Origin of the sequence: Rodentibacter caecimuris, assembly GCF_001019715.1 — a bacterium.
Taxonomy (GTDB): domain Bacteria; phylum Pseudomonadota; class Gammaproteobacteria; order Enterobacterales; family Pasteurellaceae; genus Rodentibacter; species Rodentibacter caecimuris.
In genome coordinates this window covers 2,344,713-2,361,992 of record NZ_BBXJ01000001.1, presented here as the reverse complement: position 1 = coordinate 2,361,992, position 17,280 = coordinate 2,344,713, and the positions used below count along the sequence as shown (strand labels likewise).

At 39.4% G+C, this 17,280-nt stretch carries 14 protein-coding genes, 1 pseudogene and 1 riboswitch; of the genes and pseudogenes, 5 read left to right on the top strand and 10 right to left on the bottom strand.

Annotated elements, in window-relative coordinates; translation table 11 throughout:
• Positions 1 to 14: 14 nt before the first annotated feature.
• Both PNEUHYL_RS11660 and nadR read right to left on the bottom strand, forming a co-directional pair.
• On the bottom strand, positions 15 to 698 hold the full coding sequence (locus PNEUHYL_RS11660) for a metallophosphoesterase family protein (protein ID WP_059368548.1): 684 nt from the start codon (positions 696 to 698) through the stop codon (positions 15 to 17).
• Position 699: 1 nt separating this feature from the next.
• A pseudogene (gene nadR, locus PNEUHYL_RS11655) lies at positions 700 to 1,918 on the bottom strand (multifunctional transcriptional regulator/nicotinamide-nucleotide adenylyltransferase/ribosylnicotinamide kinase NadR).
• A riboswitch (FMN riboswitch) is annotated at positions 1,913 to 2,085 on the top strand. Its footprint overlaps the pseudogene before it by 6 nt.
• 88 nt (positions 2,086 to 2,173) lie before the next feature.
• On the opposite strand from nadR, the gene ribB reads away from it, so the two are divergent.
• Entirely contained in the window at positions 2,174 to 2,821 is a 648-nt protein-coding gene (ribB, locus tag PNEUHYL_RS11650) for a 3,4-dihydroxy-2-butanone-4-phosphate synthase (RefSeq protein ID WP_059368547.1), read from the top strand.
• Positions 2,822 to 2,866: 45 nt separating this feature from the next.
• Here the strand turns inward: ribB and PNEUHYL_RS11645 are convergent, their stop codons facing one another.
• Genes PNEUHYL_RS11645 through rbsK form a run of 3 tightly spaced genes read right to left on the bottom strand, consistent with a single transcriptional unit; the run spans position 2,867 to position 6,114 of the window.
• Positions 2,867 to 3,883, bottom strand: coding sequence for an aldose 1-epimerase family protein (locus PNEUHYL_RS11645; protein WP_059368546.1), 1,017 nt, complete (start codon positions 3,881 to 3,883; stop codon positions 2,867 to 2,869).
• 9 nt (positions 3,884 to 3,892) lie between these two features.
• The gene (fucP, locus tag PNEUHYL_RS11640) at positions 3,893 to 5,182 is read right to left on the bottom strand and encodes an L-fucose:H+ symporter permease (RefSeq protein ID WP_059368545.1); all 1,290 of its coding nucleotides are present in this window, start codon (positions 5,180 to 5,182) and stop codon (positions 3,893 to 3,895) included.
• An 11-nt stretch (positions 5,183 to 5,193) separates the two neighbouring features.
• The gene (gene rbsK / locus PNEUHYL_RS11635; protein ID WP_059368544.1) at positions 5,194 to 6,114 is read right to left on the bottom strand and encodes a ribokinase; all 921 of its coding nucleotides are present in this window, start codon (positions 6,112 to 6,114) and stop codon (positions 5,194 to 5,196) included.
• Positions 6,115 to 6,269: 155 nt separating this feature from the next.
• On the opposite strand from rbsK, the gene deoC reads away from it, so the two are divergent.
• Positions 6,270 to 6,944, top strand: a complete 675-nt coding sequence (gene deoC / locus PNEUHYL_RS11630) for a deoxyribose-phosphate aldolase (RefSeq protein WP_059368543.1) — start codon at positions 6,270 to 6,272, stop codon at positions 6,942 to 6,944.
• A 16-nt stretch (positions 6,945 to 6,960) separates the two neighbouring features.
• A complete protein-coding gene (deoR, locus tag PNEUHYL_RS11625) occupies positions 6,961 to 7,698 on the top strand; it encodes a DNA-binding transcriptional repressor DeoR (protein WP_059368542.1) in 738 nt (245 codons plus the stop codon).
• A 76-nt stretch (positions 7,699 to 7,774) separates the two neighbouring features.
• Here the strand turns inward: deoR and uhpC are convergent, their stop codons facing one another.
• The 5 genes from uhpC to xylF all read right to left on the bottom strand — a co-directional run bounded on the left by uhpC (position 7,775) and on the right by xylF (position 14,167).
• A complete protein-coding gene (gene uhpC / locus PNEUHYL_RS11620; RefSeq protein WP_059368541.1) occupies positions 7,775 to 9,100 on the bottom strand; it encodes an MFS transporter family glucose-6-phosphate receptor UhpC in 1,326 nt (441 codons plus the stop codon).
• A gap of 143 nt (positions 9,101 to 9,243) precedes the next feature.
• Entirely contained in the window at positions 9,244 to 10,407 is a 1,164-nt protein-coding gene (locus PNEUHYL_RS11615) for a XylR family transcriptional regulator (protein ID WP_059368540.1), read from the bottom strand.
• A gap of 73 nt (positions 10,408 to 10,480) precedes the next feature.
• Entirely contained in the window at positions 10,481 to 11,608 is a 1,128-nt protein-coding gene (locus tag PNEUHYL_RS11610) for a sugar ABC transporter permease (protein WP_059368539.1), read from the bottom strand.
• Between the two features lie 3 nt (positions 11,609 to 11,611).
• On the bottom strand, positions 11,612 to 13,123 hold the full coding sequence (gene xylG / locus PNEUHYL_RS11605; protein ID WP_059368538.1) for a D-xylose ABC transporter ATP-binding protein: 1,512 nt from the start codon (positions 13,121 to 13,123) through the stop codon (positions 11,612 to 11,614).
• A gap of 45 nt (positions 13,124 to 13,168) precedes the next feature.
• The gene (gene xylF / locus PNEUHYL_RS11600) at positions 13,169 to 14,167 is read right to left on the bottom strand and encodes a D-xylose ABC transporter substrate-binding protein (protein ID WP_059368537.1); all 999 of its coding nucleotides are present in this window, start codon (positions 14,165 to 14,167) and stop codon (positions 13,169 to 13,171) included.
• A 238-nt stretch (positions 14,168 to 14,405) separates the two neighbouring features.
• On the opposite strand from xylF, the gene xylA reads away from it, so the two are divergent.
• Together xylA and xylB are read left to right on the top strand one after the other, a co-directional pair.
• Positions 14,406 to 15,725, top strand: coding sequence for a xylose isomerase (gene xylA, locus PNEUHYL_RS11595; RefSeq protein ID WP_059368536.1), 1,320 nt, complete (start codon positions 14,406 to 14,408; stop codon positions 15,723 to 15,725).
• 56 nt (positions 15,726 to 15,781) lie between these two features.
• A complete protein-coding gene (xylB, locus tag PNEUHYL_RS11590) occupies positions 15,782 to 17,263 on the top strand; it encodes a xylulokinase (protein ID WP_059368535.1) in 1,482 nt (493 codons plus the stop codon).
• Positions 17,264 to 17,280 lie beyond the last annotated feature (17 nt).

Below are 17,280 nucleotides of genomic sequence, written 5' to 3'. Positions count from 1 at the left end.
CAGTTGAAGTTAGCCTAGCGTCCTTTGCGATCATCAATATTTTTCAATAGATAATTTCCACTTTCATCAGCAAGACTACGGAATCCGACATTCGTAATTTTGTAAGAATATTGTGTTTTATAAATAAAATTATCATGATGATGACCGTGAAAGATATGTTTCACGCCCATTTTTTCTGCAAGTGTGTTAATCACTTGAAAACCCATCGGATGTGGTTTTGGGGCTTCATGACAGATCAAAATATCCGCTTGCTCATTTTCCAAGACCTCTATATCGGAAGGAAAAATAGAAGAACGATGATGCAACGGCAAACCGCCACGCCAGATTTTTTCTTGTGAGCTATATTGGCAATAATGAATAGGATCAAAATACATCGGACGATTCGGCGGCATCCAAATTTGCCCGCGAAATATGCCGCCTAATCCTGCAATGCGGCAACCTTGAATATCCATCACTCGATTGTGTAGATTCCGTGTTTTCCATTCCGATCCCCAAAGTGCATCAAAAGCCACTACTGTTTTACTGTCGTGATTGCCATGAATAAACCAAATATCACAGTGCTGTGCCAATTTTTCTAATTCATTAGGCGAAGAAAGTTGCAAGTCGCCTAAAATAATCAGTGCAACATTGTCGTTTTCTTGTACGAAAGGATAGAGATGTTCATAACTTCCGTGCGGATCACCTGCAAATAGAATCATTTTATTTACTCTTTACTGTTCTTGGGCCGTTCTGTAAATTATCCAGTTCTTCTTCATTTAATATTTTTTCAATCACCGATTTTACTTGATTGTAACGCTCTAAATAGCTTGGTGATTCAATTTCAATATAAGGAACCTTGTATTTATCTAACAATTTTTTTAAAAGTTGTTGGAATTGTTGGCGTTGCTTTTGAGAACCCAAACTACGCAAGCCGTCGTCCACCCATTTGGTATTATTTTTTAGCAAAATCGTGACATCAAAAGGGTATTCTTTAATCATTGAATCAAGGAACGGGTGGGCTTTACCTTCATATTGAATACAAAATGCCTGTGTAGTAATAAAATCCGTATCAATAAAGGCGATTTTATGGGCGTGGCGAACGGCGTAATCAATGTAACGCTGGTGTCCCAATGCCATTTGGGGATAGTCCGAATACTGCATAGCCTGCTCATCACCGCCTAGTTTTTCAAACACAAATTCACGCCCGTATTCCCAGGCGGATGTGGTATTAAATACCGCAGCAAGTTTATTCACCAGTACACTTTTACCGCTACTTTCACCGCCTAAAATGGCAACGGTTTTGGCAAAAAACGGACGGACTTCTTTCGGAATAAATTTCCAATATTGAAAAGGTGTCGTACGAATTTTGGTTGCCGACACATTAAAGAAAGTGCGATCAGGATCCACTAAAGAAACCTCCAAACCCAAATATTTTTCGTAAGGGGTTTTATCCTGCGGCTCACTACTGAAAACCACGGAGGGGGTAAATTCTTTTTCTTTGAACAGATTTTTTACTGCGTCGCTCCAAGCCTGCCAGCCGTTAGGATAACTCGGGATACCATCTTCAACCAAATGGTGGATAAGAATCTGATTTTTTTGATATTTAAAGATTTGCTGCATCCAACGTAAGCGATCCTGTACGGTTGGCATACGTTTCATTTTACTATCATAAAATAGCTTCAGATCACGTTCGGCATCACTACACACAATCACGTGCAATTCATCGACTTTACTAAATGCCTCATAAATCATATTAATATGACCGGTATGAACGGGATAAAATTTCCCAAAAATGACACCGATTTTTTTCTCTTGGATTGCTGGCATAGTTTATTTTCTCATCACATCAGGATTAAGTAGGCGTATTGTAGGTTAAATGAAAATATTTTTCACGTTCTGATTTTGCACCCGCCGATTTTACGCTATACTTAGCGCGCATTCTCAGGGCAGGGTGAAATTCCCTACCGGCGGTAAAGCCCGCGAGCACTTAAAAAGTGCGGTCAATTTTTAGTGAGTATTTTTCGACGACATTGAACGCTTTTTAAGGTTAGCAGATTTGGTGTAATTCCAAGGCCGACAGTAAAGTCTGGATGAAAGAGAATAAGGCGGATTGGGCTTCCAACCCGTTCTTTTTATTTGCATTTCTCAGCCCTGATTCTGGTTAATTTTAATCTAAGAAATAAAGGAAATTACGATGAATCAGTCTATTTTATCCCCATTCGGTATAACCGCCGAGGAACGTGTACTTAACGCTATTCAGGCATTCAAAAATGGTAATGGTGTATTGGTATTAGATGATGAAAATCGCGAAAACGAAGGTGATTTAATCTTTCCGGCAGAAACCATCACGACCGAGCAAATGGCAAAATTAATCCGTTACGGTAGCGGTATCGTGTGTTTATGCATTACGGAAGAACTTTGCCAACAACTTGATTTACCTCCGATGGTGGAAAACAACAATAGCGTGAACAAAACCGCTTTTACTGTGACTATTGAAGCCGCGAAAGGCGTATCCACAGGGGTATCTGCCGCTGATCGGGTTACCACTATCCAAGCGGCTATTGCGGATAACGCTGTGCCGACCGATTTACATCGCCCCGGTCATATTTTCCCGCTTCGTGCGGTAAATGGCGGTGTGCTTGCCCGCCGCGGACATACGGAAGCCTCCGTGGATTTAGCCCGTCTTGCCGGTTTTAAACCAGCCGGTGTCATTTGCGAAATTACCAACGATGACGGCACCATGGCTCGCGCACCTGAAATTGTTGAATTTGCACAAAAATTTGGTTACGTCGTGCTGACGATAGAGGATTTAGTCGAATATCGCTTGGCGCATAATGTGTAGTTGAGAAAAGTGCGGTTAATTTGACCGCACTTTTAGTCGTAGAAGTTATGACTCAATACCTGTAACCACCTTAAAGGTTTTTACCTCTTTCGGTCTCATCATAATTAAACTGCCTGTATTTTTAGCAGCAAGATAGCCTTCCGGACGACAAGTGGCGGGAAGCACAAAGGCACCGACTTGCTGATCGTCATTGTATAAAATCCAACGTGTTGCATAATTAAAATCTTTTGATGAGAATTTCGTGAGATAAACATTTCCATCGGGTGAGATCATTCTGTATTCTAAATTTTCCTGATATTGCTGTAAATTATCCATAAAGAACACAATTTCAGGATTATACATTTGATCATTAATCAATGAATTTAATGTGTGCTTACCTTGTTTGATTTGTTCATTAAAAGCGAGCCATTCAGGTGTCGGTTTAATATGTGCAGGAATCGTTTCTCGTAAACGAATCGCTTCTGTTGGAATATTTTGAGTAAAGTTCGCACCATGTTCATAGCAGTAATTCATATGGCACATATACTGTAACGGCATTTCTACACTGGCTAAATTAGTCACTTTCATTTGAATTTCAAACAATGAACTTTGAGCATTCAGGGTTAATTCCGGTTCGGCAAGATAATGATCACCAAATCCTTTGACATATTCAACTGAGCCCCCTATTGATAATGAATTTTCACTGATGCTTAACCAAGCCTTATCTATGATGGCGCAAGGCATTTCACCATGTAATGGATGATCATCTTCGGGACTTGGACAACCATTGCGGATTAGCCCTGAATGGAATGCAAAGCAACCATAGGTATCGATAATAGTTGTTCCCCATTTAGGCTCGTTAAACATATTTTTCATTTTTAGATTTTTACCGCAGAATTCGGCATCCCAAATAATTTGTCCATAAAACGGAAGTATAGTAACAAAGCCTTTGCTGTTTTCTAATCTGATAGCTTCAATACCTGATGGATATTTAAACGTTATCGCTTTGAATTCTGGATTTTCAAATAAAATATGTTCTTTTTCAGTAAATAATGCTTTTGTTAAATAAATGTAGCTTTTCATTTTAGCTCCTTATTTATGCGCTTTGTATTTATCAAAGAAGTAATATCCTACATAAGCAAAGCAAAATAGTGGTACGATGAATGCGGTTTGTAATGAACCAATCGTGTCTGACACATAGCCGTGAATTGCTGGTACAACTGCGGCACCAATAATAGACATAACGACAACCGCACCGGCTACTTCGCGATGTTCTTGTTCAACGGTATCTAACACTGAAGCATAGATTGTTGCCCAACAAGGACCAAATAAAACACTAGCGAAAATGGCGGCGTAAACAGCGGAAAAATCATGCACAAATGCAGTATAAGCTAGAGTAAATACACCTAATATAGAGTAAACAAATAATACGAGATCAGATTTAAATTTTGTCATTAAAAAATTTGCAACAAATTTCCCGACAAAGAAACCGATAAAGCTATATACCATAAAGTTAGAGGCATCACGCTCATTCATTTCACTTAAGTTTAATGCCAAACGGATAGTAAACGACCATACAGCAACCTGCATACCTACATATAAGAATTGGGCTACAATCCCTTTTTTGAACGCACTGTTTTGAGCAAGATATTTCAATGTATCAATAAAATGTGTTTCCTTATGCTTTACCGGATCATTAAGCGATTTACATTTTGGAAACGGCGTGATTAAGAACAAGATTGTTACTGCAATTAACACAAAGATAAGGTATTTATACGGTTGCAATGTATGTTCTAAGGTTGCTAATTTAAACGCGTGTAATTGATCGGGTGTCATTGTAGCAATCTGTTCATGTAAACTCGCGCCTTCTTGGAAAATTAAATATTTACCAAGTAAGATACCTGCAATCGCGCCTACCGGATAGAATGTTTGGCTGATATTTAAGCGTAATGTCGCGTAATCTTTATGACCAATCATTGAACTATAGGTATTTGCAGAGGTTTCAAGAAAACTTAACCCTATTGCAATAGAGAAAATAGCCGCGAGGAACATGGTATAAGTTGCCATATGTGAGGCCGGATAAAACATTGAACAACCGACAATATATAAAGTTAAACCAATCAAAATCGCAATTTTATAACTGGTTTTTTTAATGACTAATGAAGCTGGAATTGCGATAAGGAAATACCCACCATAGAATGCACTTTGTACTAATGCACTAGCAAAATCGCTAAGTGTAAATACGCTTTTGAACTGTGTAATCAAAATATCGTTTAAGCTTGCTGCGGCTCCCCATAAAGGGAATAGGCAAGATAATAGAATAAATTGAAATATCGGTGTTTTATTTAAGTAGCCGTCAGGCATTTGTTGAATGTTTTTCATATAATTTTTCCTTAAATATAGTGTTTTTTGAAGGTGTCAAACTGTGTTTTGGTCGGGTAGGACGATTGAGTGCCATGACCTGTAACGCTATAAGCAGAAAACAGTGAGGCCATTTTCATGGATTCAACAATATCTTGCGATTTAGCATAGTAATAAGCAAAACAACCAATAAAGGCATCACCAGCTCCACTGGTATCAACAGCATTTACTTTATAAGGATCGATATAGGTGACTTCCGAACCGTGTAGCCAGACAGAACCTTTTTCACCTAAAGTAACAATAAGGTTTTTTAGTCCTTTAGAAAGCAAAGTGTTTGCGGCTGTACGGATTTGTTCCATATTTTCAACAGGTAAACCGGTTAAAATTTCTAACTCCGTTTCGTTTGGCATAAAGAAATCGCATTTGCATGCATAATTAATATCAAGTTCTTTGGTAGCAGGAGCCGGATTGAGAATGACGGGAATATTATTTTCATTGGCAAAATCAATTGCGTAATAGACTGTTTCTAACGGTATCTCTAATTGTAGGATAAATAACTTGCAATTTTTTAACCGCTCTTTTGCATTATCAATATCACTTGGCTTCAGGTGAGCGTTTGCTCCCTTAATAATTAAAATGCGATTTTGTGATGATTTATCTACAAAGATAGGTGCAACACCACTTGATACACCCGAAACTTTTTCCACATAATCCGTATTAACACCATATTGCTGAAAATTACGGATGGTATTCTCTGCAAAAGCATCATCACCTACTTTGCTCATCATCATTACATTAGCACCTAATTTTGCTGCGGCAATAGCTTGATTCGCGCCTTTACCGCCGCATCCCATCCTAAAGTTAGGTGCTTCGAGTGTTTCGCCCATTTTAGGCATATCATCAATATAAGTGATCAAATCCACCATATTTGATCCAATAACTGCAATTTCCATAATGTCTCCTTAGTTTTGGTGTTAATATTTTAACAAATTTAATTATTTTTATATTAATACAAATAAAATGTTAAAAAAGTGACTTCTATCACAAATCTCAACCTTTCTTTGTGTATAATACAAAAAGATAAAAAACCAAACAGGAGAAAACATAAATGAAACCAAATGAAATCGCTCAATATATCGATCATACCGTATTAATACCGGAAAAAACTGAAAAGGATATTCTCACTCTATGTAATGAAGCCATGGAAAATCACTTTTATTCAGTATGTATAAATCCCTGTTATATTCCCTTTGCCAAAAAAGTATTACAAAACTCAAATGTTAATATTTGCACAGTGATTGGTTTCCCGTTAGGGGCTAATACTACAGCAGTTAAAGTGTTTGAAACGGAAGATGCCATTGCTAATGGTGCGACAGAAGTGGATATGGTTCTTAATGTAGGGTGGATTAAGTCAGGAAAATGGAATTTGGTGCAGGATGAAATCAAACAAATTCTCAATGTTTGTAATGGGACACCGTTGAAAGTGATTTTAGAAAATTGTCTTCTAACAAAAGAAGAAATAGTCAAAGCTTGTGAAATTTGTCGAGATTTAAATGTCGCATTTGTGAAAACCTCTACCGGCTTTAGTAAAGGTGGCGCAACGGTAGAAGATGTGAAGTTGATGCGTCAAACTGTAGGAGATAAGATTGGGGTTAAAGCTTCGGGTGGCGTACGAGATACACAAACCGCCATTGCTATGATTGAAGCTGGTGCAACACGTATCGGGGCCAGTGCAGGAATTGCAATTATTAAAGGATTAGCAGATAGTAATAGCCAATATTGAGTTTGGAGATAGCGTTGTGGATAGTAAAACCAATACTCGCATTCAAAAGTTAGAATTTTTATTAAAACAAATGGATAAGTTGCATTTGCGAGATGCGGCGGAAATTTTGAATGTTTCTGAAATGACGATTAGGAGAGATTTAAACGCCACAGCATCTTCTATCGTTTTACTAGGTGGATACATTGTACGAGCTCCTCAGTTGCAATCATCAAATCAATATTTAATTACAGAGCAACAAAATAAGAACATCACAGAAAAAATGCAGGTGGGGAAAATCGCTGCCGCATTTGTAGAAGATAATGATGTAATTTTCTTTGATTGTGGTTCAACTATTCCTTTTGTTGCTTCACAAATTCCAAATTCTATAAAATTCACCGCACTTTGTTGTTCGATTAACACTTTTATGGTTTTACAAGATAAACCGAATTGTCGTTTAATCTTGTGTGGTGGGGATTATTCAAGAGAAAATTCTTTCCTCACACCTGTTCAAAATAACACTGAAATTGATAGGATTTGCACTACAAAAGCATTTATTTCTGCTGCTGGTGTTGATATTAAACAAGGTGTAACCTGTTTCAGATTAAACGAAACACAGATCAAACTAAAAGCAATAGCGAAAACACAATGTAGTATTTTAGTTTTTGATGATAGCAAAATTGGAAAAGTACGGCAGTCGTATGTTGGTGAGTTGAATCAATTTGATCAAATTATTTGTAATGTACCTCTACCAGCAGGGTTTACTATGACAAGTTAGTATTATTTGAAATAATCAAGAGAAAAGAGCGGTTAAAATTCACAGAGATTTTTAACCGCTCTTTATTTTTGTCTCTTTATGCTGAAAGCTTATTTTTCTTGCGTTGTAAGAAATGCACAAGCACGAGCAATAATGCACAGCCTAGCGATACGATAAATAGGCTACCAAAGAAGCCGTTCCAGTGTAAGGATTGGATAATCCATGCGAGTGGCGCCCCAGCAAGTGCAGCACCAATGTAGGCGAACAAGCTGACAAAGCCGGTAGAGGAACCTGAAGCATATTTATGGGAGTTTTCAGCGGCTGCCATGGCGATTAAGAATTGCGGCCCGAAAATAAAGAATCCCATTAAGAAGAATAATCCGCTCATAATGATATAGTTATCACTCGGAATGAACCAAAGTGCCAGAGAGACAGAAATAATACCAAGCACGTAAATAATGTTCATTTGAGTACGATTGCCATTGAAGAATTTATCAGAGCCCCATCCTGCAAACAATGCACCTAAAAAACCGCCCACTTCAAAGAATGAAACGGCAGCATTGGCTTTTAATAAGTCATAGCCGTGAGTTTCTGTTAAATAGAGATTTCCCCAGTCATTAATACCGGTACGGATGATATAGATAAAACACCAAGAAAATGCTAATGCCCAAATAATGCTATTTTTGAATACGTAGGTTTTGAGAATTTCCCAGTTAGACAAACCTAATCCTTCATTTTCATGCTCTTTTTCGGCTATGTCATTGCGCCACTCACCAACGGTCGGTAAGCCCATTGAGGAAGGGCGATCACGTAATAAGAAACACATTGCAAAGCCGACAACACAGGCAATAATTCCGGGGACGATCATACCATAACGCCATCCCCAATAAAGAGTGACCGCACCAGCCAAAATAGGAATGAGTGCGCCGCCAAGATTATGCGATGTATTCCAAATTGCCCACCATAAGCCACGTTCGTTACGCGAGTACCACGTGTTTAAAATTTTAGAGCAAGGCGGCCACCCCCAGCCTTGAAAGAATGCATTGATCATCCAAAGTGTGATGAACATAAAGACGGATGAACTCATACCAAACAGGATATTTACTACACCGGTCATCATTAGTCCAATACCCATAAAGTAGCGGGGATTAGAACGGTCACTAAGCACACCGGATAAGAATTTGGATATTCCGTAGGTGAGATAAAACGCTGTTCCCATAATGCCAATATCGGACTTTTGCAAACCTAAATCTGTCAACATTGCCGGCATAACAAAATTAAAGCTTTTTCGTGTGAAATAGAAGATGGCATAGCCTATATAGCTCGTGATCATCAAATGCAATCGCCAATAACGGTAGGTTTTATCTATTTCTTCTTTCGATTTTGTGATAGGTAAATCTGGTGGGACACTAAAAATACTCATAATGAGCTCCTTTTATATTATTTTTATGACTAAAGAGCGCTAGTGTAGTGCAAATAGGGGAATAAAAAATAGAGATAGATCAAGTTTTAAAGAGTTAGAAAAGCGCAGTGGAAATTCTCTCGGATTTTTAACCGCACTTTTATTTAATTATTCTTTCTAAATTCTTTTGGCGTCATGCCAAATTCTTTCTTAAATACGGAATAAAAGTATTGAATAGAAGGATAGCCGCAAATCTCGGCGATTTCTTGAATGGAAATATCCGTTTGTTGTAATAAATTTTTTGCACGCGAGATTTTTTCTTCGTGAATAACCTGATGAATGGTTTTATTCATTTCATTTTTGAAACGTTGCTCGAGGTTTGAGCGTGAAGTGGCAAGATGATCCAACACTTGTTCTACTTTAATGCCTTGGCATGCCCGGTGACGGATATAATGCATGGCTTGCATCACGAGTGGATCGCTTAATGAGCGGTAATCGGTTGAATTACGGGCGTGTACGGTGATGGGAGGAATTAAAATCGGATGATGGGATACAGTTTGTCCGTTCAACAATCGGTGTAATAATTTTGCTGCTTGATAGCCGATTTCCCTTGTACCCTGTTCCACCGAAGAGAGTGATACGCGAGACAAATATTGGATCAATTCTTCATTATCAATGCCCACGATACACAGTTCTTCCGGCACCGCTATTTTGCTATATTCGCAGGCTTGTAATAAATGTCGAGCCCGTGCATCGGTGACGGCAATAATGCCTGTATGAAGCGGTAACGTTTTTAACCAGTCGATGAGTTTTGCTTGCTCGGTCAGCCAATTTTGTCCATTAATTTGCCCGCCTTCATAGAGGTGAAGCGGATAGTGATTTTTTTCCATTAATGCAATAAATGCATTTTTTCGCTCTTTTGACCAATGTTTTTCACCGTCTATTTGTAATCCATAAAACGCAAAGTGAGACAGTCCTTTTTGTTGAAGATGGAAAAAGGCAAGCTCAACAAGTGCCTCGTTATTTGTGGCGACATAAGGAAAGTGCGGGTAAAAATCAAGGCGTTTATAAGATCCTCCAACTGCAATCGTGGGAATTTGGGTATGCTTGAGCAGTTTTGCGGTTTGAGGATCATCAAAATCAGCAATAATGCCGTCGATAGACAAATGATTTATGCTATCGGCATGGTAAATAAATTCATCTTCTACAAAAATATCCCACATACATTGTGAAGCTTGAATATATTGCCCGATACCTTCTACTACCTGCCGATCGTACACTTTATTGGCATTAAAGAAGAGTGCGATTTTATAGTATGGTTCCGCCATTACCCCATCCTGATAACTTGATTATGAGAAATATAGCGAAAAATAAATTTTTATAAAAGTGCGGATAAGAAAATCACATTTTTTTCTTGCTACCGGTATCAATCCATACGGCAAGTAATAAAATTGCGCCTTTAACGATATATTGCCAGAAGGTTGGAACATCAAGCATACTCATACCGTTATCCAAAGACGCAATAATTAACGCACCGATGACAACGCCAAATACGCTACCGATACCTCCTGCTAAACTGGCACCGCCAATAACACAGGCGGCAATGGCATCGAGTTCGGCATTTTGTCCGGCAGAAGGTGAACCAGCCCCTAAACGTGCACTTAAAATTAACCCTGCGATAGCGACCAATACCCCGTTCATGGCAAAGATGATAAGTTTGGTTTTTTCTACGTTAATGCCGGATAGTTTCGCCGCCTCAATATTGCCGCCAATCGCATAAACATGGCGACCGAAAGCAGTTTTACGCGAAAGAAACAAGCCGAATATGGCAAGAATTGAAAGGACTAATACAGGAAACGGAATACCGCGATAATCATTTAACAGATAAATAGCAGCTAATAGGATAATGGCAAATAAGGCGTATTTGGAAAAATCTTTTGATAATGGTGGTACGTGAAGTTGAAGTTGTTGGCGGCTTCTGCGTTGGTAATGCCCCCAAAGAATAAAACCGATAACCGCTATTCCGCCAAGGATAAATCCGCTAATATCGGAAAGGTATCCCTGCCCGATGATTGTCATCGCACCGCTAATCGGTGATACGGTTGTGCCATTGGTTAGCCCGATTAAAATACCTCGGAAAGCAAGATAACCCGCCAGCGTAACAATAAATGAGGGAACTTTACGATAGGCAACCCACCAGCCGTTCCAAATACCGAACACTAAACCTAAAGCGAGTGTTGCGATGATTGTGATAGGGAGTGGCAATCCCCACCATACATCCGCAATAGCCGCAAACCCGCCTAATAACCCCATTAAAGAACCGACGGACAAATCAATTTCGGCAGAAATAATGACAAATACCATGCCAATGGCAAGAATACCCGTTATAGAAGTTTGACGTAATAGGTTAGAAATGTTGCGTGCGCTTAAATAAGCGCCATCCGTCGCAAAGGTGAAAAATACCATAATGACCGCAATGGCAATGAGCATAATATAAACCTGTAAATTTGCGGGTTTTAACTTAAACATAAATCACTCCTTAAGTGCGGTTTCCATAACTTGTTCTTGGGTAAGGCCGTTATTAATCAGGCTGGCTTTGAGTTTACCTTGGTGCATTACTAGGATTCGGTCACTAATCCCCAGCACTTCCGGTAATTCTGAGGAAATCACGATAATGGCCATTCCCTCTTTGGCTAATTGGTTGATTAACTTGTAGATCTCGTATTTTGCACCAACATCAATGCCCCTTGTCGGTTCATCTAAAATAAGGATTCTAGGGGTTAACAATAAGCATTTTGCTAGAATGGCTTTTTGTTGGTTGCCACCACTTAACCGCCCAATGGGAAGTTCCGGAGACGCGGTTTTTACTTTTAATTGTTTAATTGCAGAATCAATCACTTGTTGTTCTTTTGCTTCATTGATGACTGTTCTTCCAAAGCAATATTGTTTTAATGAAGAAAGCGTAATATTTTTGCCTACTCCCATAATAGAAACAATGCCGTGTTTTTTACGATCCTCCGGTACCATCATTATTTTATGTTTAATAGCCTGTGCGCAATTTTTGATATGCACTTGTTTTTGATTGATGAAAATATTTCCTTCATATTTACCTTGATAAGAACCAAACAGGCATTGCACCATTTCGGTTCGACCGGAACCGACCAGTCCGGCAACACCGAGAATTTCGCCGGCGTGAAGGCTAAAACTTACATCGTCCACGCGTTTGATGTGTGTATTGATCGGATGCCAAGCAGAAAGATTTTCAACTCGTAAAATTTCAGCTTTAATTTCGTGAGGTTCATGAGGGTAAAGGGAGGTGATTTCTCTTCCAACCATCATGGTGATAATGTCATCTTCACTCATTGTGTCGGCATTTTTTGTTCCAATATGTTCACCGTCCCGAATGACACAAATTTTGTCGGAAATCTCTTTCACTTCATTTAATTTATGGGAAATATAGATGCAGGCAATGTTATGAGCTTTTAAATCTTTAACGAGAGTTAATAGAATCGCCGTTTCTTTTTCGGTTAATGAGGCAGTAGGCTCATCAAGAATCAATAATCTCACTTGCTTGTTTAACGCCTTTGCAATTTCCACTAATTGTTGCTGACCAAGCCCTAATTCCCCCACGCGGGTATTAGGATCAATATCTAATTGGACTTGTTGCAGTAATGTTTTACAACGGAGATACATTTCACTATCGGCAGTGATACATTTATGAGTGATTTCGTTACCCAAAAAAATATTTTCCAACACTGACATATTTTTCACGAGCGTGAGTTCCTGATGAATAATCGAAATGCCTTTTTCTTCCGTGTCTTTGATATTTTTTGCTTTGAGTTCACTTTCTGAAAAATAAATCTTGCCGCTGTAATCCCCATAGGGATAAATGCCGCAAAGCACTTTCATGAGTGTTGATTTTCCTGAGCCGTTTTCACCGCACAAGGATAAGATCTCACCGGCTTCAAGCTCAATGGAAATATCGCAAAGTGCGGTCACATCACCGAATGTTTTTGTGATATTTCTCATTTCTAACAATGCCATAGCTATACTCCCTAAAATAGAGGGGAAGTGACATCCCCTTTAAGCCTATTGATAAATGCTTTCTTTTGTGTGGAAACCATCTTTAATGACCGTTTCATCAATATTGGTTTTATCAACGGCAATCGGGTCAAGTAAATAGGCAGGTACGTTTTTAAGTCCGTTGTTAAGCGCGGCGTTTGATTCTACGTTTTCGTTTTTGCCTAATTTCACTGCGATTTGAGCGGCGGTATCAGCAAGTTTTGTAATAGGCTTATAAACCGTCATGGTTTGTGAGCCGCTTACAATGCGTTTAATCGCAGCTAAATCCGCATCCTGACCTGAAATAGCCACTTTACCCGATAATCCTTGTGCACTTAATGCTTGAATTGCCCCGCCGGCAGTCGCATCATTTGAAGCGACCACCGCATCAATATTATTTTTATTGGCAGTGAGTGCGTTCTCCATAATTTGTAATGCTTTTTCAGCGAGCCAAGAATCTACCCATTGATCGCCAACCACTTTAATTTTCCCCGTTTTAATTAAAGGCTCTAAGACTTTCATTTGCCCTTTTCTAAACAATTTGGCGTTGTTATCAACCGGTGAACCGCCCATTAGGAAATAATTACCTTCCGGTTTTACCGCAACAACGCTTTTGGCTTGTAATTCTCCGACTTTTTCATTATCAAAAGAAATATAGAAATCCAAGTCGGCATTATTAATTAAGCGGTCATAAGCCAATACTTTAATTCCTTCTTTTTTTGCTTCGGAGATAACGTTGCTCAAGACTTCACCGTTGTGCGGAATAATCACTAAAACATCAATATCCTTATTGATCATATTTTCAATTTGAGAGATTTGTGCCGAATCATCACCGTTTGCCGATTGTACGAAAACTTTTGCGCCCATGGACTCTGCTTTTTTGACGAAAATATCGCGGTCTTTTTGCCATCTTTCTAAGCGTAAATCATCAATAGATAAACCGATTTTAAGATCTTTGGAATAGGCAGAACTACTCAATACCGTTAATGCCGCTGCAAGAGTGAGTAAAACTGATTTAATTTTCATACTGATACCTCAATAGTTAATTGAATAGAAGGTAGAGCGGTTGCTCCGATGGTTAGTTTTCTTATTTTAACCCTCTCTTTCAATTATAAAATCTTTCACTATCATTACGTTTTTTCACAATTGTGATCTATGCCACAATTGCAAATTATCGCTATTGGAAAACAAAATAACGTAATTGATGAATAAGGTGTTTTTCATAAAAATACAGGAAATTTCATCATTCAAAGAGGAAAATCCTATGGCAAACTACTTCGATAAAATTGAAAAAATCACCTTTGAAGGCGTACAATCAACCAACCCTTTTGCTTTTAAACACTATGATGCGAATCAGGTCATTTTAGGCAAAACTATGGCGGAACATTTGCGTTTAGCCGTATGTTATTGGCATACTTTTTGCTGGAATGGGAATGATATGTTTGGACTGGGTTCTTTTGACCGAAGTTGGCAAAAAAATGCTGATGCACTTGCTGGGGCGGAACAAAAAGCAGAGATTGCCTTTGAGTTTTTCAGTAAATTGGGCGTACCTTATTATTGTTTTCATGATGTGGATGTCGCACCGGAAGGCAATTCTGCAAAGGAATATTTACAAAATTTCCATCATATTGTGGATATTTTAGAATGCAAACAAGCAGAAACCGGAGTAAAACTGCTATGGGGAACGGCAAATTGTTTCACTAATCCGCGTTATATGTCCGGTGCATCGACCAATCCGAATCCTGAAGTGTTTGCATGGGCGGCAATGCAGGTATTCAATGCAATGAATGCCACAAAACGCTTAGGAGGGGAAAACTATGTATTGTGGGGCGGGCGTGAAGGCTATGAAACCTTGCTTAACACGGATCTGAAACGTGAGCGTGAACAACTTGGCCGTTTTATGCAAATGGTGGTGGAACATAAGTATAAAATTGGTTTCAACGGCACGTTATTAATTGAGCCGAAACCGCAAGAACCGACAAAACATCAATATGATTATGATGTGGCAACCGTTTATGGTTTCCTAAAACAATTTGGATTGGAAAAAGAAATTAAGGTGAATATTGAGGCAAATCATGCGACACTTGCCGGACATAGTTTCCAACATGAAGTGGCAACCGCTTGTGCATTGGATATTTTCGGTTCTATTGATGCTAATCGTGGTGATCCGCAACTTGGTTGGGATACGGATCAATTCCCGAACAGCGTAGAGGAAAACTCCTTAGTAATGTATGAAATTTTGAAACATGGCGGATTTGCCACGGGTGGTTTTAATTTTGATGCAAAAATTCGTCGCCAAAGTACCGATCCTTATGATTTATTCCATGGTCATATTGGGGCGATTGATGTGTTAGCATTATCTTTAAAACGGGCGGCAACAATGCTCCAACAAGAAACTTTACACAAAATCGTTGAAGCGCGCTATGCCGGTTGGAACGGTGAACTCGGTCAACAAATTTTGCAAGGTCAGCTCGCTTTGGAACAACTTGCCCGACTTGTTCAGGAAAAAGGATTTGATCCAAAACCGATGTCCGGTCAGCAAGAGTATTTAGAAAATATCGTGAATCAAGTCATTTATCGTTAAGGTTTAGTTCAAAAGTGCGGTCATTTTTCACCGCACTTTTGGGTTTGGGAGGCAGTATGTATATCGGCATTGATTGTGGTACGCAGGGTACAAAAGCGATTGTTGTAGATTCTGTGCAGAAAAAAGTGATCGGCGTGGGCTATGCCGCGCATGATTTGATTGAGCAATCAAACGGACGGCGTGAGCAGCATCCGAGTTGGTGGATCGCGGCGTTCAAACAGGCATTAAATAGTGCGTTAAAACAAGCGCAAATATCACCGCACTTTTCTCCACGCTTAGTGAAAGCTATTGGAATTTCCGGTCAGCAACACGGTTTAGTTTTGTTGGATGAGAACGATCAACCTTTATACAACGCAAAACTTTGGTGTGATACGGAAACGGCAAATGAAAATGCGGCATTGATTGAAAGCCTTGGTGGTGAGGAGGAGGTATTTCATCAGCTTGGTATTCTCTGTCAAACGGGTTACACCGCCTCTAAATTGTGTTGGTTCCGCAAACATTATCCAACCGTTTTTGGACGAATCCGAAAAATTATGTTACCGCACGATTACCTTAATTATTGGCTTACCGGCAATTTTTGTACGGAGTTTGGTGATGCTTCCGGTACCGGTTATTTTGATATTGTGAAACGGCAGTGGAATCCAACAGTATTTGCGCAAATTGCACCGGAATTAAGTATGGAGGAGGTATTGCCAACCTTGCTTTCTGCGGAAACAAAATTGGGTGTGATAAAACCTGACATTGCGGCCCAATTCGGTTTTAACGAAGATGTTATAGTTTCCACCGGTGGTGGCGATAATATGATGGGCGCAATAGGCACAGGGAATATTCGTGAAGGCATTGTTACTATGAGTCTCGGTACATCCGGCACTCTATATGCTTACACACATAAACCGTTGCAAGATTTACCCCCGATGATTGCTAATTTTTGTTCAAGCAATAATGGTTGGTTGCCGCTCATTTGTGTGATGAATATGACTTCATCAAATAAACAAGTGATGAATTTACTCAATATTGATGTGGCTGAATTTAATCATCTCGCGCAACAGGCGCCGATTGGAGCGGAAGGAATGACGATTTTGCCATTTTTTAATGGCGAGCGGATTCCGCCTTTACCGAATGAAAAGGCTCGTATTTTAGGTTTGGATTCAAATAATTTCACTCAAGCCAATCTTTGCCGAGCCATGATGGAAGGGGCAACCTTTACCTTGCGCTACGGTTTGGATCTTTTCCGCCAAGCAGGCTTGGCAACCTCACAAATTCGTTTGATTGGCGGAGGCGCGAAAAGTGTGTTTTGGCGACAAATGATCGCCGATGCGATGAACACCGAAGTAGTGTGTTTGCTGGAAGATGAATCGGCGGCACTTGGAGGCGCAATTCAAGCAATGTGGGCAAATGGTGAGGGGGAATTGGGGACGTTGTGTGAAGAATTTGTGCATTTAGATCCCCACTCAATATGTTCTCCTCATCAAAAAAATGTTGAATCCTATGAAGTGATTTATCAACGTTATCTTGCTTATCTTCATTCTCTTCATTAAAAAAGGTGGGCTACCCC